Source organism: Paraburkholderia mimosarum LMG 23256 = NBRC 106338 (assembly GCF_000739815.1).
Lineage (GTDB): Bacteria > Pseudomonadota > Gammaproteobacteria > Burkholderiales > Burkholderiaceae > Paraburkholderia > Paraburkholderia mimosarum.
Genome location: NZ_BBJJ01000008.1, coordinates 78,035 through 97,145 on the forward strand (window position 1 = coordinate 78,035; position 19,111 = coordinate 97,145).

Here is a 19,111-nt window from a genome sequence, read left to right on the forward strand (position 1 = left end):
TTGCAGTGGCCGCGGCGGCGTCGCGAGGCGACGCTCAGCGTTTCGCGTCCGGCGCGGTGGCCAGTTCATGCAGTTCGTACAACAGATCGAGCGCATCGCGGGGACGCAGCTCGTTTGGATCGAGCTCGCGCAGCCGTTGTGCGACGAGTGACGCCCCGCGATCCTCCTCGGCCGGCGCGGCGCGGTCTTCCACGTGCGGCCCTTCGTCGTCGTACACGCTGGCCGGCGCTGCAAAAAGATCGAGCTGCGGTGCGGGCTGTCCCGCCGATTGCTGCTCCAGATGCACGAGATGCCTGCGCGCGGCGCGGATCACGGCGGCCGGCACACCGGCGAGCTGCGCGACCTGCAGGCCATAGCTCTGGTTGGCCGGCCCTTCCTGCACCGCGTGCAGAAAGACGATGCCGTGACCATGCTCGACGGCCGACAGATGCACGTTCGCCGCCTGCGCGAATTCGGCGGGCAGTTGCGTGAGCTCGAAATAGTGGGTGGCGAAGAGCGTGTGGCAGCCGTTGTTCGCGAGCAGGTGCCGCGCGATGGCCCACGCGAGCGCGAGGCCGTCGAACGTCGACGTGCCGCGTCCTATCTCGTCCATCAGCACGAGGCTTTGCGGCGTGGCGTCGTTGAGAATGGCCGCGGCTTCGGTCATTTCGACCATGAAGGTCGAACGGCCGCCCGCGAGGTCGTCGGCGGCACCGATGCGCGTGAAGATGCGATCGATCGGCCCGAAACGCGCACGTTTCGCCGGCACGTAGCTGCCTACGTAGGCCAGCAGCGCGATGAGCGCGGTCTGTCGCATGAAGGTCGATTTGCCGCCCATGTTCGGGCCGGTGATGAGCAGCAGCTTGCGTTCCGGGGCAAGCAGGCAGTCATTGGCGATGAACTGCTCGACCTGAGCCTCGACGACCGGATGGCGGCCTTGCTCGATCTCGATGCCGGGCGTCTCCGAAAACGTGGGCGCGTTCCAGTCGAGCGCCCGCGCGCGTTCCGCGAATGCAGCCAGCAGGTCCAGTTCCGCGAGCGCCGAGGCCACGCGCTGGCAATCGGGAATGAACGGCAGCAGCGCCTGCAGCAGCGCGTCATAGAGTGCCTTCTCGCGTGAGAGCGCGCGCTCCTGCGCCGAGAGCGCCTTGTCCTCGAATGTCTTGAGTTCGGGCGTGATGTAGCGCTCGGCGTTCTTGAGCGTCTGTCGGCGGCGATAGTCGTCGGGGACCTTGTCGGTCTGGCCGCGCGTGACTTCGATATAGAAGCCGTGCACCTTGTTGTACTCGACGCGCAGATTGCCGATGCCGGTGCGCGCGCGCTCGCGCGTTTCGAGGTCGAGCAGGAACTGGCCGCAGTTTTCGGAGATATCGCGCAGTTCGTCGAGTTCCGCATCGTAGCCGCGTGCAATCACGCCGCCGTCACGCACCATTGCCGCGGGTTCGGGCGCGACCGCGCGCTGCAGCAGCGCTGCGCACTCGGGGGGCGGTTCGAGCGCCGCGGCGATGTGCGCGAGCGACGTCGCTGAGCCGCTTGCGGCCGCGACCTGTTCGCGCAGCGCGGGCAGCGCGGCGAAGGTGTCGCGCAGGCTGGAAAGATCGCGCGGGCGCGCGGAAAGCAGCGCTAGCCGCCCGGTGATGCGCTCGACGTCGGCGATCTGGCGCAAGGCGGCGCGCAAGGTGTCGACGCTCGCTTGCGGCGGCGCTTCGAGCAGCGCGCCGATGGCTTGCTGGCGCAATTGCGCGATTGCCGCTGCGCGCGGCGGGTGGTGGAGCCAGTGCCGCAGCAGGCGGCTGCCCATGGCCGTGCTGCAAGTGTCGAGCAGCGAGCAGAGCGTGGGCGATTCGGTGCCGCGCAGCGTTTCGGTGAGTTCGAGGTTGCGCCGGGTAGCCGGATCGAGCCCGATGTATTCCGATTCGACTTCGACCTTGAGGCTGCGCACGTGGCGCAGTTGCTGGCCCTGCGTGGCCGCCGCATAGAGCAGCAGCGCGCCCGCCGCGCCGCATGCGCTCGTGAGCGTTTGCGCGCCGAAGCCATCCAGGCTTGCCACATCGAGTTGATCGCACAGACGTTGCTTGCCCGAGCTGACATCGAAGTGCCATGCGGGCACACGCGTGAGCGCGCCGATGCCGGCAGGCGGAGCCCACGCGGCCGTTTCCGCAGGCATTTCCGCAACGAGAATTTCGGCCGGACGAATGCGTTCGAATGCCGTGGCGACCTGTTCCGGCGCGAGTTCCGCGAGGCGCAGCGCGCCGCTTGCGAGATTGAGCCATGCGAGCCCGACGTTGACGGTCGCGCCGCGCCGGTTGTGACCGGGGCAGACGGCCATCAGGTAGACGTCGTTCTTGTCGGAAAGCAGGGCGGCGTCCGTCAGCGTGCCGGGCGTGACGACGCGCACCACCTTGCGCTCGACCGGGCCCTTCGAGGTGGCCGGATCGCCGATCTGCTCGCAGATCGCCACCGACTCGCCCAGTTTCACGAGCTTCGCGAGATATTGCTCGACCGCGTGATGCGGCACGCCGGCCATCTTGATCGGATTACCCGCCGAGGCGCCACGCTGCGTGAGCGTGAGGTCGAGCAGGCGCGCGGCTTTCTCGGCGTCTTCGAAGAACAGTTCGTAGAAGTCACCCATCCGGTAGAACACGAGCGTGCCCGGATGGTCGGCCTTGATGCGCAGGTACTGCTGCATCATGGGGGTGTGTTGCGCGATGTCGGCTGCGCCGGCGGTGTCTGTAGCCATCCTCGGTGTCTTGCTAAGGGTTCAGGGCGTGAGTTTAACGCGCGCCGATTGCATGTAAAGCCAGCCTTTCGGCTAACGCTGTCGCAGGTGATGCCGCAGGCGCTTGCGTCATTCGTCCACCAGCGCCTGGAGGTTCACGGCGCGCGCGTTTGCCGCACTGCGCCGCATGGCGAGCCAGATCATCGTGCCGACGAACACGCCGAAGACGACGATGATCCATTGCACGGGCACCTTTGCGGTGAGCAGCAGCGCATACGCACCGAGCATGAGCAGCACCGCGAGGTTCTGGTTGAAGTTCTGCACAGCGATGGAATGGCCCGCCGAAAGGAGCGTCGCGCCCCGATGCTGAAGCAAGGCGTTCATCGGCACAATGAAGAAACCCGCGAGTACGCCGAGCAGCACCATCAATGGATACGCGAAAAGCAGATAGAAGGGCACGAAGAGTGTGCCGAAGCGCACGCCGACACCGTGTGGAAAGAGGCCCTTGCTATAGAACGCCATGCCCACCGCCACCGCGCCGCAGAGCACGCCCACGGGCAGCACGCGCAGCGAAGCGCGCAGCGACACCCACGCGGCCGCGGCGCCCGCGCCGAGCGCAATGCCGAGGCCTGTTACGCCCTGCATCACGGCGGCTTTGGAGAGCGAGAGGCCGAGGTTCGCATCGGCCCACTTCAGCACGAGCAGTTGCAGCGTGACTGCCGCACCCCACATCAGCGTGGTGACCCAGAGCGCGATCTGCGCGAGCTTGTCCGCCCAGAGCACGTTGAAGCAGCGGGTGAACTCCCCTACGAGCCGCGCGGGCTCCTTGAGCCGGTTCTCGTAGCGCGCGCCCGTGTCGGGAATACCGATGTTGATGAACGCGGCGAGCGCATACGTGATCATGACGGCGATCATCGCCAGACCGGCGGCGGAATGGACGAATGGCAGCGGATGGCGCGTCACGAAGCGGTCGGCGTAAGTCGACACGAGCGCGCCGCCCAGCATCGTGCCGACGATGGTGGAGAGCACCGTGGCCGATTCGAGCCACGCATTCGCGGCGATCAGCTTTTCTGCCGGCAGCAATTCAGTCAGGATTCCATACTTTGCGGGCGAGTACGCAGCCGCGCCGAAACCGACCACGCCGTAGGCGATCATCGGATGCACGCCCGCAACCATCAGCAGGCAGCCGCCTGCCTTCAGCGCGTTCGAGATGAACATCACGTGGCGCTTTTGCAGGGCGTCGGCGAACGCGCCGACGAAGGGCGCGAGTAGTACGTAGGAGATCGTGAAAAAGATCTGCAGCAGCGGTGTGACCCAGGCGGGCGACGAGATGACCGTGAGCAGCGCAATCGCCGCGATGAGGAGCGCGTTGTCGGCGAGCGACGACACGAACTGCGCGGCGATGATCGTATAGAAGCCTTTCTTCATCGGATGCGTGCGGGGTTCGCTCGCGGCGCAGCGCAAGCGGCGCAAACAAAAAAGCGGCCGGAGCCGCTCGATGCGCATGCGAAGCGCGGGGTGGACCCGGCGCGTGCCCTGGCCGCGACGCTCATGGGCGCTTATGCAGCCTTGTTGACGCGCGTGTACTTCGAGAGGATCGGCACCATCTGCGCGTAGATCTTCGGATTGCCCGCGACGATTTCACCCTCGTGCAGGAAGTCGGAATCGCCCGTGTAGTTGCCGATCAGACCGCCGGCTTCGGTGACGAGCAGGGCGCCCGCTGCGACATCCCACGGGTTGAGGCCTTGCTCGAAGAAGCCGTCCATGCGGCCCGCGGCGACGTTCGCCAGATCGAGCGCGGCGGCGCCCGGGCGGCGCAGGCCCGCGCATGCGTTGGTCATCTCGGCGAACAGGTCGCAGTAGCTCGCGAGGCCGTCCTTCTCGCGGAACGGGAAGCCGGTGCCGATCAGGCCGTCGGCGAGACGGTCGCGGCGGCCCACGCGGATGCGGCGGTCGTTGAGGAACGCACCGCGGCCGCGCGAGGCGGTAAAGAGATCGTTGCGGGTCGGATCGTAGACGACGGCCTGCGTGACGATGCCCTTGTGCACGAGCGCGATCGAGACACAGTAGTACTGGAAGCCGTGGATGAAATTGGTGGTGCCGTCGAGCGGATCGATGATCCACTGGTATTCGGACTCGTTCACCGATTCGCCCGATTCCTCGGCCAGGATGGCGTGGTCGGGGTAGGCGGTCCTGAGCGTTTCGATGATGGCGGATTCGGCCGCCTTGTCGACTTCCGTGACGAAATCGTTGTGCTGCTTCTTCGCGACCTGCACGAGGTCGAGGTCGAGCGACGCGCGGTTGATGATCTGTCCGGCGCGGCGCGCGGCCTTGACAGCGATGTTGAGCATGGGATGCATGAGCCAGGATCCTTGTTGTCCGGCACTCGCGCTCGAATAGCCTCGAACGTGCGGCGCGCCGGTGGTGCAGAAGATAAAAGCGTCTAACGATTGGACAGGGCGCGGGCCCTGGGTAGCGCCTGCGGAACCTGTCCCGCCAACGGAGACGAATTGGATAAGAGCGGGGCGCGGCGGCGCTCGCTGATTGTGAACGTGTCAGCTTGCCAGTTGCCTGCCGGACGCTACGCAAGCCAGAAAGCGGCTCGGCGCTGCGCCCAGCGCGCGCGAAACCGCCATTTTACCCGAGACCGGCCCGCTCCGGCTGGCGGCGCACCGCTTTCCCGTGTCTACTGGGGAACGAGGCGCGCTAACATAGAGCCTTTCCTTACGTTCGCGTCAGAGACTCATCTTGGTGCACCCCGATTCACCCGTTGCCCGCGCCGGTGCGGCAACCGCGGCCGCCGCCGGCGACGCTCACGAGCCGCTGCGCGGCGGTTTCACGTCCACCCGCTTCGTCCTCGTCGAGCCGAGCCACCCCGGAAATGTCGGCGCGGCCGCGCGCGCGCTCAAGACAATGGGCTTCTCGCGTCTCGTGCTGGTGGCGCCGCGTGTGCCCCAGGTCCATTGCGACCCCGAGGCGGTGGCGATGGCGAGTGGCGCCGACGACGTGCTCGCGGCCGCCCACATCGTGCCGACGCTCGCCGACGCGCTGGCCGGCGTCCAGTGGTCGCTCGCGCTCACGGCGCGCACGCGCGAGTACGGACCGCCCCCCAGCGCGCCACGCGTTGCGGTGCAGGACGCCTGCCGCCAGGTGGCGCACGGCGGCGATATCGCGCTCGTCTTCGGAAACGAGCGCACCGGTCTCGCGAACGATGACGTCGAGCGCTGCAGCGCACTCGCGCATATCCCGGCAAATCCGGCCTATAGCTCGCTCAACCTCGCCCAGGCGGTGCAGGTGCTCGCCTACGAACTCCGTCTTGCCTACCTGGGCGAGAGCGCGCCGGCCGCGGCATTTCCGGCGGCGGCCGCCGTTGCGCCGGGCGCCGGTTCGCCTCTCGCGACGAGCGACGACATCGAACGCATGTACGTGCACCTCGAGAACGCGCTCATTGCGCTCGACTTTCTCGACCCCGCCAATCCGAAGAAACTGATGTCGCGCCTGCGACGGCTCTTCGCGCGCTCGGGGCTCGAGCGCGAGGAAGTCAATATCGTGCGCGGCATTGCGAAGCACATCCTGATGCTCAAGGGCAAAGGCGGCGAAAAAAGCTGAGCCGCGCGGCGGCGCTAGCCCGCGCACCAACCTTGCCGCCGACGAGGGCATCCCGCCTCAAAGCGGCTTTGCGCCTACAATCGCCTGAAAACCGGCCAAAACATCATAAGCAAATGCGCGTGGCTGCAAAGGCCGCCCGGCGGGTGCCTCATGTCGCCGCGGCGTATGGCCTTCCTCCCATGTTTCATCCGTTTTTTTAGCGTGACTGCCATGTTCAAGAGACTTCGCGAAGACATCGCCACGATCCGCGAGCGCGATCCCGCCGCCCGCAGCGCGTGGGAAGTCCTGACCTGTTATCCGGGTCTGCATGCGCTCGTGCTGCATCGCTTCGCGCATGCATGCTGGCGTGCGAAACGTCGCTGGCTTGCGCGTTATGTCTCGCAGGTCGCGCGATTTCTCACCGGTATCGAGATCCATCCGGGCGCGACCATCGGGCGGCGCGTGTTCATCGATCACGGGATGGGCGTCGTGATCGGCGAGACGGCCGAGGTCGGCGACGACTGCACCATCTACCAGGGCGTCACGCTCGGCGGCACCTCGCTCACGCGCGGCGCGAAGCGCCACCCGACGCTCGGCCCCGGTGTAATCGTGGGTGCTGGCGCCAAAGTGCTCGGCGGTTTCACCGTGGGCGCTGGGGCGAAGATCGGCTCCAACGCCGTGGTCGTGAAGCCGGTGCCCGAAGGCGCGACGGCGGTGGGCAACCCCGCGCGCATCGTTGCGCCCGCGAAGCGTTCGCCGGTACAGGAAAAACCGGCCTCGGCGCGCGAGGGCTTCTGCGCATACGGCATCACGCCCAACGCCGACGATCCGGTTTCGCTCGCCATCCATGGCCTGATCGATCACGCGGCTACGCAAACGCAGCGCGTCGATGCCATCGTCGTGGCGTTGGAGCGGCTCGGGACGCGGCTCGAGGCGCTGCATGGCGCCGATGCCGCACTCGCGCAATTGCGGCGCCTCTCGGAGGGGCTGGAGTGCGACGCGCCGCAGGGCGAGGGCGCGATCCACGAAGAGAGCGCGCCTGCGCGTGCTTGATGCGCGGTGTTACGACGACGCAAGCCAGGCGGCGCTGGCTGCTGGATGCGTTCGCATCGCGCCACGCGCGGGGCGCTTCTTTAGCACCGCGCTTTCAGTCCAGCGGCAATGACCTGAATCCCTCGGCATCCACCCGCAGGTAGCCGCCGCGCGGCTTGCCGTGATCGAGATCCCAGTCGGGCAAGACCCAGCGTGTGCCGCCAGGCTCCTGGTGGCGCGCGGGCCGGTGCGTGTGGCCGTGCACGATGGTGTTCGCGCGTGCCCGCTTGAAGAGCGTTGCGACGCCTTTCGCGGTGACGTCGTACTTCGGCAGGCGCGGCCCGCCGCGCTTGTCCTCGCTCGCGCGGCGCGCCCGCTCGGCGATGGCGCGGCGCCAGCGAAACGGCCACGCGAGAAAGAGCAGCTGGACGAGGCGGTTGCGCGCGAGCTTGCGAAAGAGCTGATAGCCGCGATCGTCGGTGCACAGCGCGTCGCCGTGCGCGAGCGCAAGGCGCGTGCCGAACGCGGTGATGGCGATGGGGTCGGGCAGCCAGATTGCGCCCGCCGCTTTCATGAAGCGCTTGCCCATCAGGAAGTCGCGGTTGCCATGCATGATGTAGAGCGCGATGCCGCGCTCGGAGAGCGTATGCATCAGCGCGGTCATGCGCGCGACGAACGGATCGGCGAGCATGTCGTCGCCGATCCAGTATTCGAAGAGGTCGCCGAGTATGAACACCGAGTCGGCCTGATCGGCCGTGACCCGGATGAATCGTTCGAACGCGGCGACCGTACGCGGAATGCCTTCATTCAGATGCACATCGGAAACGAACAGGAACGGGCGCGCCGCGTGCGGGCGCTTGCCCTCGCCGGGTACGCCCGCAGCAGCGTGTCGTAAAGCCTTTTCCTGCAGCATCGATGAAGTTCGCGCGTGATGGTTGTGAAACTTATTCGACGACGACGGCCTTCTCGATCACGACGTCGTCGACCGGCACGTCCTGATGGAAGCCCTTCGAGCCGGTCTTGACCTTCTTGATCTTGTCGACCACTTCGAGGCCCTCGACGACCTTGCCGAACACGGCGTAGCCCCAGCCTTGCGGCGTGGGCGACGAGTGGTTCAGGAAGTCGTTGTCGGCGACGTTGATGAAGAACTGCGCGCTCGCCGAATGCGGGTCGTTGGTGCGCGCCATGGCGATCGAGCCGCGCTCGTTCTTCAGGCCGTTGTTCGCTTCGTTCTCGATCGGCGCTTCCGTGGGCTTTTGCTTCATGCCGGCTTCGAAGCCGCCGCCCTGGATCATGAACCCGTCGATGACGCGGTGGAACACCGTGCCGTCATAGTGGCCGTTCTTCACATAGTTGAGGAAGTTTGCGACCGTCTTCGGGGCCTTCTCGGCGTTCAGTTCGAGCTTGATGACGCCGTGGTTCGTGTGCAGTTCGACCATGATGGAATCCTTTGCCATGTGGCTGGGGGAGTGAACGTCGCCGCCACGGCACGAGGCGAGGCGTGCTGTCTCGCGTGTGCCGGCGCCGCGACGCGCGACGGGAATGAGGGCGGCGTTGCCGCCCGGCTAGTCGATGACGACCTTCGTGCTGCTGTCGCCGTATTGTGGACGCTTCTCGCGGCCGCTTACTTGCCGACGACCGTGGCCGACTGGATCACGATTTCCTTTTGCGGCACATCGCTCATCGGGCCGCGCGAGGTGGTGGGCGCCGCTTCGATCTTCTTCACGACATCCATGCCCTGGGTGACCTTGCCGAACACGGCATAGCCGTTGCCGTCCGGATTCGGATAGTCGAGGCCGGCGTTGTCGACGGTGTTGATGAAGAACTGCGCGGTGGCCGAGTTCGGGTCGCTCGTGCGCGCCATCGCGATGGTGCCCGTGAGGTTCTTCAGGCCATTGCGGCTTTCGAGCGCAATGGGCGCGCGCGTGGGCTTCTCGACGAAGCTTTGCGTATAGCCGCCGCCCTGGATCATGAAGCCGCGGATCACGCGATGAAAGATCGTGCCGTTGTACTGGCCGGCTTTCACGTACTGGAGGAAGTTGTCGACGGTCTTCGGCGCCTTCTCGGGATAGAGTTCGACGCGAATGTCGCCTTCACTGGTCTTGAAGAGTACCTGCGGATGCGCGGCGGCCGGCTGGCCGTTTTGCGCAAAGGCCGGTGCGTTCGCGATCAGGGCGGCGCTGCCGAGCGCCAACATCAACCATTTCATGAGTATCCTCGGAAGTGCGGGAAATACGTGTCGCGGCGCGCTACGCTTCGCGCGCCGCGGCTTAGTTCGACGGCGCCACGAACGGCGGCATCGCCAGCGAACCGGTCGGGCCGCCGAACTGGTACGCGGGGTTGGTGAGCGCGGGCACGAGATGCGACGAGTTCGCTTCGGACCCGGCTTCGGCCGACGCGGCGCGCGGCTTCTTTTGCGCGGGCGGCGGCGAAATGATCTTCTCGATGTCGGCGAGACGCTGCGGCGTGGTGCCGCTCGCGTGGCCGAGCGTTTGCGCGCGGCGGTATGACGTGTCGGCGAGGCGCAGGTACAGGTCGCCGAGATTCTCCCAAGCGAGCCCGTACGAAGGGTTCGCCTTCACGGCCGTTTCGAGCGCGACACGCGCCTCGTCGTAGCGGCCGTGCTTCGCATAGAGTGCGGCAAGATTGTTGTAGGGCTCGGGCAGCTCGGGGTAGAGCTGCGTGAGTTCGGTGAAGGCCTCGATCGCGTCGTCGTCGCGGTTCAGGCGCGCGAGAATGGTCGCCCGCTTGAATTTGGCCTGCACGTCTCGCGGATTCGTCTTGATGCGCTCGTCGAGCTGCGTGAGCGCCGACGCCCAGTCGTGCTGGCTGATCGCCGCGTCTGCGCCGGGCGTGCCGTCAGCCGTCGCCGGAGGGGGCGCGGCATGCGCGATGCTCACGCTGCACAGCACGATCGCGGCGCTCGCAAGCGCCGACGCGGCAAGGGTCGCAGCACGAGGCGTGCGGCCGCTGGAAGGTTTCATAGGGTGAGGTCGCGGTGTTATACTCCGAGCCATTCTAACAAAAGGTCTGGGCGTTTTCGTCGCGCGCTTTGTCCCTCGCTCGTTATAGTCGAATTGCAATTGCAGTGCGGGGCATTCGGGGCGCGCCGCTTGAATCGCCGGGCTTTCTTTCGCCACTCGTGGTCGTCTCCGCTCCGGTAGCCATCTGTTTGCAGGCCGGGCGCCGACAGACAGCAGCCTGAACAACGCGGGCCAACGCGCCCGCCGGCTGCCGTCGGCGTCGCCGCGGATTTCCTTCGACCCACGTATCCATCGTCTTTATGGAATCACTGCGCATCTACAACACGCTCGCGCGTGACAAACAGAATTTCGTGCCCCTCGTGCCCGGCGTCGTGCGTATGTATGTCTGTGGGATGACGGTGTACGACTATTGTCACGTCGGGCATGCGCGTGTGATGGTGGTGTTCGACGTCGTGCAGCGGTGGCTGCGCGCGCTCGGCTACAACGTGACCTACGTGCGCAACATCACCGACATCGACGACAAGATCATTCGTCGCGCGGTGGAAAACGGCGAGACGATCAAGCAGCTCACCGACCGTTTCATCGCGGCGCTTCACGAAGACGCGGACGCGCTCGGCATCGAGCGTCCCGACCTCGAGCCGCGCGCGACGCAGTTCATCCCGCAGATGCTCGACATGATCGGCAAGCTCGAGCAACACGGCTATGCCTACCAGGGTTCGGACGGCGACGTGAACTACGCGGTGCGCAAGTTCGCGAACTACGGTGCGCTTTCGGGCAAGTCGATCGAGGACCTGCGCGCGGGCGAGCGTGTGGCGACGAACGATGCCAAGCAGGATCCGCTTGACTTCGTGCTGTGGAAGCAGGCAAAACCGCAGGAGCCGGCCGACACGAGCTGGGACTCGAAGTACGGGCGCGGGCGTCCTGGCTGGCACATCGAATGCTCTGCCATGAGCTGCGCGCTGCTCGGCGAGCACTTCGACATTCATGGCGGCGGCCAGGATCTGCAGTTTCCGCACCACGAGAACGAGATTGCGCAGAGCGAGGGTGCAACCGGCAAGACGTTCGTCAATACCTGGATGCATAACGGCTTCGTGAATATCGACAACGAGAAGATGTCGAAATCGCTTGGCAACTTTTTCACGATCCGCGAAGTGCTGGCGAAGTACGATGCTGAAGTGGTGCGCTTCTTCATGGTGCGCGCGCATTACCGCTCGCCGCTGAACTACAGCGACGTGCATCTCGACGACGCGCGCAACGCGCTCACGCGTCTTTACACGGCGTTGAAGGACGTGACGCCCGACGCGGGGGAGCTCGACTGGAAAGAGCCCTATGCACAGCGTTTTCATGCAGCAATGAACGACGACTTCAACACGCCGGTGGCGATTGCCGTGCTGTTCGAATTGGCGAGCGAGGTGAATCGCACGCGCGATGCGGTGCTCGCGCGTCAGCTGCAACGCCTCGCACGCTTGATCGGACTGCTCGTGCGCGAGCCGCGCGTGTTCCTGCAGCAAGCCGCGGGCGCGCAAGATGCGGATGCGCTCGACGTGGCTGCGATCGAAGCGAAGATCGCGGCACGCACGGCGGCCAAGCAGGCGAAGCAATATGCGGAGGCAGACCGGATTCGGGCCGAACTGCTCGATGCCGGTGTCGCGCTCGAAGACAAACCGGGCGGGTTGACCGAGTGGCGCCGCGTGTAAGCGGGCTGTCCAGTTTCCACTGATCGATTCGCGAGGCAGGAGGCAGGATGGTAACGGCCACGAAGACGCAGACCAGGCGGTCTGCGTCGCTAACGGGCGGGACGACGGGCGCAAAGGCCGGCGTGAGGCGCGCGCTCAACGGTGCAGGCGGGAAAGCAACGCTCAAGCCGGGCGCAAAGGCGACTGCAAAGCGCCCGCGCGCGAAGGCCAACGGCTCGGCCGCGCAGCGCGAGGCGCTCGACGGCGCGGCGATCGACGCCGTGCTCGCCAATGGTCCGGCGGCGCTCGAGGCTGTGGAGCCCGCGGCGAACGCGCTCGGCGATCTCGAATTCGAAGTGCAGCGCCCCGGCTATTGGGACAAGGCCTGCGCCGACCTCGTCAAGCGCGACCGCATTCTCAAGAAACTGATTCCGAAGTTCGGGCCGGTGCATCTGCTGAGCCGCGACGATCCGTTCGTCACACTCGCGCGCTCCGTGGTCGGTCAGCAGATCTCGACGGCGGCGGCGCAGGCGCTCTGGCAGCGCGTGGAAGCCGCGTGCCCGAAGCTCGTGCCGCAGCAGTTCATCAAGCTCGGTCACGAGAAGCTCGCCGCCTGTGGGCTCTCCAAACGCAAGACGGAATACATCCTCGATCTCGCGCAGCATTTCGTCTCGGGTGCGCTGCATGTCGGCAAATGGACCTCGATGGAAGACGAGGACGTGATCGCCGAGTTGACGGCGATTCGCGGCATCGGGCGCTGGACCGCCGAGATGTTCCTGATCTTCAATCTTGCGCGCCCCAACGTGCTGCCGCTCGACGATCTCGGCCTGATTCGCGCAATCAGCGTCAACTATTTCAGTGGCGAGCCGGTCACGCGCAGCGAGGCGCGCGAAGTCGCGGCCAACTGGGAGCCGTGGCGTACTGTCGCGACCTGGTATATGTGGCGCAGCCTCGAACCGTCGTGATCGACTGGCGCTTCGTCTGTTAGTGAAGATAATGCTATCGATCAAAGAAATCGATAGTTCTTGGCCGATTTCGGCGCGGGCTGGCGCGGTTAGAATACGCGCTGCCGCAAAGTGAAGGATTCCCACACATGAAGACCACGTTTCTGGATTTCGAACAGCCGATCGCTGAACTGGAAGCGAAGATCGAAGAACTGCGCTTCGTTCAGGACGACTCGGCCGTCGATATTTCGGAAGAAATCGAGCGGCTGTCGAAGAAGAGTCAGCAGCTCACGAAGGATCTCTACGCGAACCTGAGCCCGTGGCAGGTTTCGCAGATCGCGCGTCATCCGCAGCGTCCCTACACGCTCGATTACGTGCACGAGCTTTTCACCGATTTTCACGAACTCCACGGCGATCGCTCGTTTGCGGACGACCTCTCCGTCGTCGGCGGCCTCGCGCGCTTCAACGGCCAGGCGTGCATGGTGATCGGGCATCAGAAGGGCCGCGACACGAAGGAGCGCGCCGCGCGCAACTTCGGCATGCCGCGCCCGGAAGGCTATCGCAAGGCCGAGCGCCTGATGCGCCTTGCCGAGAAGTTCGGTCTGCCCATCTTCACGTTCGTCGACACGCCGGGTGCTTACCCGGGCATCGGCGCCGAAGAGCGCGGCCAGTCGGAGGCGATCGGCCGCAATCTCTACGTGATGGCCGAGCTCAAGACGCCCATCATCACGACGATCATCGGTGAGGGCGGTTCGGGCGGCGCGCTCGCCGTCGCGGTGGCCGACACGGTCATGATGCTGCAGTTCTCGACCTATTCCGTGATTTCGCCGGAAGGCTGCGCGTCGATCCTCTGGAAGAGCGCCGCGAAGGCCCCGGAAGCCGCCGAAGCGCTGGGCCTCACGGCGCATCGCCTGAAGGCGCTCGGTCTGATCGACAAGATCGTGAACGAGCCGCTCGGCGGCGCGCATCGCGATCCGAAGGGCATGGCCGCGCTTCTGCGCCGCGCGCTTGCCGATTCGCTGCGCCAGTTCCAGGGCATGAGCATCGCCGACCTCAAGGAGCGCCGCTTCGAGCGCCTGATGGCCTACGGCAAGTTCAAGGAAACGACGCCGGGCGCGTAAGGCGCGCGACGTCATCGCGTTTAATGTCTGCCGGCGCATTCGTGCCGTGACCGACCATCCCGAATCCGACGCCGGGCGCATCGTTCTCGATGCGCTCGGCGTTGTGCTTTCCACGCTTCCCGTCGATGCCCGTATCGCGATTGCGTATAGCGGCGGCCTCGACTCGTCGGTGCTGCTCGATGCCGCCGTGCGCGCGGCGGGAGCAGCGCGTCTCGTCGCCCTGCACGTCCATCACGGGCTCAGTCCGAACGCAGACGCGTGGCTCGCGCATTGCGAGACGACGGCACGCGCATACGGCGTGACGTTCGACGCGCGGCGCGTCGAGGTCGCGCGCGACGACGCGGCGGGCGTCGAAGCCGCAGCCCGCGATGCCCGCTACCGCGCACTCGACGCGATGTGCGAGGCGCACGGCGCGCAGGCGCTCTGGCTCGCCCAGCATGCGGACGACCAGGCGGAGACGGTCCTGCTGCAATTGCTACGCGGCGCCGGTCTCGCTGGGCTCGCGGCGATGGCGCCGGCGCGCATGAGCGCGAACGGCGTGGCGCGCATGCGGCCCTTGCTGCCTTTGTTGCGCGCGCAACTGGAGCGCTATGCGCGCGCGCATGGCCTGAACTGGATCGACGACGAGTCGAACGACGATACGCGCTACGCGCGCAACGCCTTGCGTCACGACGTGATGCCGGCGCTCTCCGCGCATTTTCCAGGTTATCGCGACGCGCTCGCGCGCACGGCGGCGCATGCGGCCGCGTCGCAGCGTTTGCTCGACGAGCTTGCCCATATCGATTTACGCGAGATTGGGAGAGAAGGCGGCAGCGCGCTTTCCCACGCCGCGCTGATCATGCGCGACGACGCGCGCGCGCTCAACCTGCTGCGCTACTGGATGCGAACGCTCGGCATGCCGGCGGCCTCGGCTGGACGGCTTGCGGACATGCTGCGGCAGTTACGCGAAGTCGCGCGCGACGACGGAAACGGGCACGCGTTGCGCGTCGATCATGCGGGACGCCGGCTGCGCGCGTATCGCGGACGCGTGTTCTGGGAAATGGCACACGCGGACGACAAGCATGCGCGCGCCGGGGGGCAAGGCGAGGGCACGGGGAAACGCGCATCGCGCGCGCCGGTGTCGTTGAACTGGAGCGGCGAGGAAATCTGGCGCCTGCCAGCGTGGCGCGGAACCTACGTCTTTGCCCCCGCGACTGCCGACGATCCCGATTCCGTTCCCGAGCACGTGCTGGCGGGCGCCCCGCTGATCGCGCGCGAGCGCAGCGGTGGCGAGCGCCTGCGCGACGAAGCGGCGAAGTCGAGCCGCACGCTCAAGAATCTGTTTCAGTTGCGCGGCGTGCCGGCGTGGGAGCGCGACGTGCCGCTCCTCTTCGCGGGCGAGACGTTGCTGTTCGTTCCCGGTATCGGCGTGAACAGGTCGGCGTTCGGTGCTTTGTCGATCGATCAGGGCGCGAGGTGGCGCCGCATCGAATGGCGCGAGGACTTGCTGGTCGCATGATCCTGCTGGCAGTCGCGCACTTTTTTTCGCAGCTCGAGTGGCCTTGTCCGGTTAAATCGTGCCGCAACGGTCGATCTTTCCCCCGCAAATGCTTGCCGCGCAAGCCTTTTTCGTCTTCGACGAGCCCGTTGCGTCTTGTAATTTTGAGCCCGATCGGGTAGTGTAAGTCGTTTGTCCAGCCCGCTTTTTTCGCGCGCTTTTTCGCATTCACGGACGCCGCCAAAAGCGGCTGTGCACGGACGCCGCCAAAAGCGGCTTGTGCACCAACGCCGCCAACAGCGGCCCGTGTCGTGAAGGTGCGATTTTTCCTTCGAGCGGTACCCGACGGTTGCAGGGACGTCATAGCGGCATGCGGGCAGGGCGCGAGAGCCAGGGACAACCTGGGCCATGCGCGCATCGATACGATGCGCCGGGCTTCGCGCCCCTGAGGCAAAACCCGCGCGTGCTGCACGCGCTGCATGAAGCCGTCGCCACGGCCGTGAATCTCCGGGCGGCGCGGTCTTCCAGTGCGCCAGCGCGGTAACATCTCCAGTTCAGAACGACAATGGCACTCATCGTACACAAATACGGCGGCACCTCGATGGGCTCGGTGGAGCGCATCAAGAACGTCGCCAGGCGCGTCGCCAAGTGGCACAAGGCTGGCCACAAGATGGTCGTCGTGCCTTCGGCAATGTCCGGCGAAACGAATCGTCTGCTCGGTCTCGCGAAAGAACTTTCGCCGCAGCCGAACCCGCGCGAACTCGACATGATCGCGTCGACCGGTGAGCAGGTGAGCGTCGGCCTTCTGTCGATCGCCCTCCAGGAAGCCGGCGTCGACGCCATCAGCTACACCGGCTGGCAAGTCCCGGTCAAAACCGACAGCTCGTTCACCAAGGCGCGCATCAACGACATCGACGGCGACCGCGTGCTGGCCGATCTCGACGCTGGCAAGGTGGTCGTGATCACGGGCTTCCAGGGTATCGACCCGGAAGGCCACATCACCACGCTCGGCCGCGGCGGCTCGGACACGTCGGCGGTGGCGGTCGCAGCCGCGCTGAAGGCCGATGAATGCCTCATCTACACCGACGTCGACGGCGTTTATACGACCGATCCGCGTGTGGTCGACGACGCACGCCGGCTCGACCGCATTACGTTCGAAGAAATGCTGGAAATGGCCAGCCTCGGCTCGAAGGTGCTGCAGATCCGCTCGGTGGAATTCGCGGGTAAGTATCAGGTAAAGACGCGTGTGCTCTCCAGCCTGACCGACCCGATGATGAACCTCGACGAGGAAATGAAATCGGGCACCCTGATTACTTTTGAAGAAGACGAGACCATGGAAAAAGCAGTCATCTCGGGTATCGCGTTCCAGCGCGACGAGGCCCGCATCATCGTGATGGGCGTGCCCGATAAGCCGGGCATCGCGTACCAGATCCTCGGCCCGGTGGCGGACGCGAACATCGACGTCGACATGATCATCCAGAACCAGAGCGTGGCCGGCAAGACCGACTTCACGTTCACGGTGGGCCGTGGCGACTACCAGCGCGCGATGGACATCCTCACCAACCAGGTGAAGGGGCACGTGAGCGCCGAGCAGGTACTGGGCGACCCGAAGGTGTCGAAGGTCTCGGTGGTCGGCGTGGGCATGCGCTCGCACGTGGGTGTGGCGAGCAAGATGTTCCGCACGCTCTCGGAAGAGGGCATCAACATCCAGATGATTTCGACCTCCGAAATCAAGATCTCGGTGCTGATCGACGAGAAATACATGGAGCTGGCGGTCCGCGCACTGCATAAGGCGTTCGATCTCGAGCACGCGTAATTCGCGCTTTTTCGTGTCCGGCTTTTGGTGTTCTGTCAGGCGCCTTGCGTGTCTGCGCAGTCTTGACGCCACGAGCGTCATCCGTTGCGCGCCTGCAGAAAAAACTTCGCAAAAAAGCGTCGTATGAATTGACCGGGACGCGCTAACCCGCTATTATCTTGGCTTCGTTGCGCTGCCTCCCTGGCGCGAACGAAGTTTTCGGGAGACGTGGCCGAGAGGTCGAAGGCACTCCCCTGCTAAGGGAGCATCTGGGCCAAAACCTGGATCGAGGGTTCGAATCCCTCCGTCTCCGCCAGTCATGGCGGCGAAACCCCGCAGAATTCAGGTTCTGCGGGGTTTTTTGTTTGTGGGTACTCGCAAACCGACTAGCAAATGTTTGGCGCCAGGCGCGGTGTTTTCCATCGCAAACGTCCATGAATCTCGATGGATTCCAGTGGCCAATAGCGTGAATTTGCGAGGCTGGATTCTGCCATCGTAAAGCTCCTGGGTCCGCTGCACCCAAATCCTGTAGTTGTCCTTCGGAGTTTCCTCTGTGGGGGGTACCTCGCCTCGCTGTCCGCATCCGGATGTTGGCGTGCCTCTGACGCATGCCATGGCAGAGCTTGCCAGTCGTGCCAGAACCTGTCGTCGTCGCGGTGGATGCCCATAGGCTCCTGCCTTGCAGCACGGCGTCCAGATAGCCGCCGTGGTCTTCGAGCCAGGTGCCGTACGGAGTCCCAGGCAGTAGCCGGTGAAGTTGATGTTGTCGGCGCGCGTCGTGGTGCCGGTGGCGTCGATATGATCGGCCGCGCCGTGACTGTGGCCCATCGCGCCATAGATGCCGATGCTGGCACCGTCGAGTTCGCTGCGATGAAGATCGATTCCGGCTTGCAGTGCGGCAAGGATGGGGCTACCACCTGCGTTGCGGTTCGTACCCGTGTTGCGGTTGTTGTGGCCGACGAGGCGCGCCCAGGCGTAGCGGTCTGGAGCGAACGCGAACGTTGAATGTGCCGGGCAATGAGTTTCGATAGGGCGTCAGAAAACAAAAAAGCCCGCAATTTGCGGGCTTTTTCAATGACTTGAAGACTCCGATGGAAGTTTATGGAACTTCACATGGTGCCCAGGAGAGGACTCGAACCTCCACAGTGTTGCCACCGCCAGGACCTGAACCTGGTGCGTCTACCAATTCCGCCACCTGGGCACGTCTTCAAGCTAGAAAAAAATTATGACGCGTTTGAATTGGGTTGTCAATAATTCTTTTCAAAATATCTTCATCGCGGGAAGATGACCACTGCGCTTCGGGCGATATCGGCGCAGTCGTCCTCGAGCGCATCGCCATAAAGCGCCGACACGAATGAAAAAGGCCGGCGCTAAGCCGGCCTTTGAATCTGGTGCCCAAGAGAGGACTCGAACCTCCACAGTGTTGCCACCGCCAGGACCTGAACCTGGTGCGTCTACCAATTCCGCCACCTGGGCAAGGTGTCGTTTGCTGTTCAACGTGCAGCAAAGACCGCCATTATAGCGGGCCGAATGTGTCTGTCAAGCGTTTTGTGTTGCGCTACGGAATGCGGTTTCCGATGCTTCGTCGGTCGCACGGCGTGGCCGGTTCGGCACGCCGCGACGCCGCTCGCGCGGCTCTTAGGGTGCGATGCGAGTGTTAGAATGCCTCGCAGCAGTTCCGCCGGCGAACGTAAGCGGTCTCCCGGGTTTGCGCGGGCGCATCGCGGTGCGAGTGGATGTTCTCGCGCGGGCCGGCGGATTGCAGCACTCGAAGACCGGGGCGCCGCCCGGATGGA

The 19,111-nt window shown here is 65.1% G+C and carries 15 protein-coding genes and 3 tRNA genes; 9 read left to right on the top strand and 9 right to left on the bottom strand.

Translation table 11 applies throughout. The annotated features are described in order from the left end of the window. Window positions 1-34: 34 nt before the first annotated feature. The 3 genes from mutS to BMI01S_RS09010 form a co-directional block, all read right to left on the bottom strand. Entirely contained in the window at window positions 35-2,719 is a 2,685-nt protein-coding gene (gene mutS / locus BMI01S_RS09000) for a DNA mismatch repair protein MutS (RefSeq protein WP_028230461.1), read from the bottom strand. 108 nt (window positions 2,720-2,827) lie between these two features. After that, the gene (lplT, locus tag BMI01S_RS09005) at window positions 2,828-4,126 is read right to left on the bottom strand and encodes a lysophospholipid transporter LplT (RefSeq protein ID WP_028210012.1); all 1,299 of its coding nucleotides are present in this window, start codon (window positions 4,124-4,126) and stop codon (window positions 2,828-2,830) included. A gap of 131 nt (window positions 4,127-4,257) precedes the next feature. Beyond that, complete coding sequence (locus tag BMI01S_RS09010) at window positions 4,258-5,058, bottom strand: inositol monophosphatase family protein (protein ID WP_028210011.1); 801 nt, start codon at window positions 5,056-5,058, stop codon at window positions 4,258-4,260. 463 nt (window positions 5,059-5,521) lie between these two features. Between BMI01S_RS09010 and BMI01S_RS09015 the strand changes: the two genes are divergently transcribed. Then, window positions 5,522-6,307: an RNA methyltransferase gene (locus BMI01S_RS09015; RefSeq protein WP_238327614.1), complete on the top strand. Its 786-nt coding sequence runs from the start codon at window positions 5,522-5,524 to the stop codon at window positions 6,305-6,307. A 210-nt stretch (window positions 6,308-6,517) separates the two neighbouring features. After that, window positions 6,518-7,339, top strand: coding sequence for a serine O-acetyltransferase (gene cysE, locus BMI01S_RS09020; protein ID WP_042289004.1), 822 nt, complete (start codon window positions 6,518-6,520; stop codon window positions 7,337-7,339). 94 nt (window positions 7,340-7,433) lie between these two features. On the opposite strand, the gene BMI01S_RS09025 is transcribed toward cysE, so the two are convergent. The 4 genes from BMI01S_RS09025 to BMI01S_RS09040 all read right to left on the bottom strand — a co-directional run bounded on the left by BMI01S_RS09025 (window position 7,434) and on the right by BMI01S_RS09040 (window position 10,302). Beyond that, a complete protein-coding gene (locus tag BMI01S_RS09025) occupies window positions 7,434-8,231 on the bottom strand; it encodes a UDP-2,3-diacylglucosamine diphosphatase (RefSeq protein WP_028210009.1) in 798 nt (265 codons plus the stop codon). Between the two features lie 31 nt (window positions 8,232-8,262). Continuing rightward, window positions 8,263-8,757, bottom strand: coding sequence for a peptidylprolyl isomerase (locus BMI01S_RS09030; protein ID WP_028210008.1), 495 nt, complete (start codon window positions 8,755-8,757; stop codon window positions 8,263-8,265). A gap of 185 nt (window positions 8,758-8,942) precedes the next feature. Further along, window positions 8,943-9,527, bottom strand: a complete 585-nt coding sequence (locus BMI01S_RS09035; protein ID WP_028210007.1) for a peptidylprolyl isomerase — start codon at window positions 9,525-9,527, stop codon at window positions 8,943-8,945. A gap of 61 nt (window positions 9,528-9,588) precedes the next feature. After that, entirely contained in the window at window positions 9,589-10,302 is a 714-nt protein-coding gene (locus BMI01S_RS09040; protein WP_028210006.1) for a tetratricopeptide repeat protein, read from the bottom strand. A gap of 299 nt (window positions 10,303-10,601) precedes the next feature. Here BMI01S_RS09040 and cysS point away from each other — a divergent pair, with 299 nt between their 5' ends. From cysS to BMI01S_RS41885, 7 genes are all read left to right on the top strand, one after another. Continuing rightward, window positions 10,602-11,999, top strand: a complete 1,398-nt coding sequence (gene cysS / locus BMI01S_RS09045; protein ID WP_028210005.1) for a cysteine--tRNA ligase — start codon at window positions 10,602-10,604, stop codon at window positions 11,997-11,999. A 47-nt stretch (window positions 12,000-12,046) separates the two neighbouring features. Then, window positions 12,047-12,943, top strand: a complete 897-nt coding sequence (locus tag BMI01S_RS09050; RefSeq protein ID WP_028210004.1) for a DNA-3-methyladenine glycosylase family protein — start codon at window positions 12,047-12,049, stop codon at window positions 12,941-12,943. A 128-nt stretch (window positions 12,944-13,071) separates the two neighbouring features. Further along, complete coding sequence (locus tag BMI01S_RS09055) at window positions 13,072-14,043, top strand: acetyl-CoA carboxylase carboxyltransferase subunit alpha (protein ID WP_028210003.1); 972 nt, start codon at window positions 13,072-13,074, stop codon at window positions 14,041-14,043. Window positions 14,044-14,089: 46 nt separating this feature from the next. Next, complete coding sequence (gene tilS / locus BMI01S_RS09060; protein ID WP_028210002.1) at window positions 14,090-15,541, top strand: tRNA lysidine(34) synthetase TilS; 1,452 nt, start codon at window positions 14,090-14,092, stop codon at window positions 15,539-15,541. Window positions 15,542-16,085: 544 nt separating this feature from the next. Further along, window positions 16,086-17,336, top strand: coding sequence for an aspartate kinase (locus BMI01S_RS09065; protein ID WP_028210001.1), 1,251 nt, complete (start codon window positions 16,086-16,088; stop codon window positions 17,334-17,336). A 201-nt stretch (window positions 17,337-17,537) separates the two neighbouring features. Then, window positions 17,538-17,631: transfer RNA gene (locus BMI01S_RS09070), tRNA-Ser, on the top strand. Between the two features lie 482 nt (window positions 17,632-18,113). Beyond that, window positions 18,114-18,320: a hypothetical protein gene (locus BMI01S_RS41885; protein ID WP_028210000.1), complete on the top strand. Its 207-nt coding sequence runs from the start codon at window positions 18,114-18,116 to the stop codon at window positions 18,318-18,320. Window positions 18,321-18,429: 109 nt separating this feature from the next. Here BMI01S_RS41885 and BMI01S_RS09080 read toward each other — a convergent pair. Together BMI01S_RS09080 and BMI01S_RS09085 are read right to left on the bottom strand one after the other, a co-directional pair. After that, window positions 18,430-18,516 (bottom strand) — tRNA-Leu (locus BMI01S_RS09080). Between the two features lie 188 nt (window positions 18,517-18,704). Beyond that, a tRNA-Leu gene (locus BMI01S_RS09085) sits at window positions 18,705-18,791 on the bottom strand. Window positions 18,792-19,111 lie beyond the last annotated feature (320 nt).

Bases quoted from the DNA above. Each gene is read 5' to 3' on its own strand.
- mutS (WP_028230461.1), bottom strand. From the start codon at position 2,719: ATGGCTACAGACACCGCCGGCGCAGCCGACATCGCGCAACACACCCCC.
- lplT (WP_028210012.1), bottom strand. From the start codon at position 4,126: ATGAAGAAAGGCTTCTATACGATCATCGCCGCGCAGTTCGTGTCGTCG.
- BMI01S_RS09010 (WP_028210011.1), bottom strand. From the start codon at position 5,058: ATGCATCCCATGCTCAACATCGCTGTCAAGGCCGCGCGCCGCGCCGGA.
- cysE (WP_042289004.1), top strand. From the start codon at position 6,518: ATGTTCAAGAGACTTCGCGAAGACATCGCCACGATCCGCGAGCGCGAT.
- BMI01S_RS09025 (WP_028210009.1), bottom strand. From the start codon at position 8,231: ATGCTGCAGGAAAAGGCTTTACGACACGCTGCTGCGGGCGTACCCGGC.
- BMI01S_RS09030 (WP_028210008.1), bottom strand. From the start codon at position 8,757: ATGGTCGAACTGCACACGAACCACGGCGTCATCAAGCTCGAACTGAAC.
- BMI01S_RS09035 (WP_028210007.1), bottom strand. From the start codon at position 9,527: ATGAAATGGTTGATGTTGGCGCTCGGCAGCGCCGCCCTGATCGCGAAC.
- BMI01S_RS09040 (WP_028210006.1), bottom strand. From the start codon at position 10,302: ATGAAACCTTCCAGCGGCCGCACGCCTCGTGCTGCGACCCTTGCCGCG.
- cysS (WP_028210005.1), top strand. From the start codon at position 10,602: ATGGAATCACTGCGCATCTACAACACGCTCGCGCGTGACAAACAGAAT.
- BMI01S_RS09050 (WP_028210004.1), top strand. From the start codon at position 12,047: ATGGTAACGGCCACGAAGACGCAGACCAGGCGGTCTGCGTCGCTAACG.
- BMI01S_RS09055 (WP_028210003.1), top strand. From the start codon at position 13,072: ATGAAGACCACGTTTCTGGATTTCGAACAGCCGATCGCTGAACTGGAA.
- BMI01S_RS09065 (WP_028210001.1), top strand. From the start codon at position 16,086: ATGGCACTCATCGTACACAAATACGGCGGCACCTCGATGGGCTCGGTG.
- BMI01S_RS41885 (WP_028210000.1), top strand. From the start codon at position 18,114: ATGATCGGCCGCGCCGTGACTGTGGCCCATCGCGCCATAGATGCCGAT.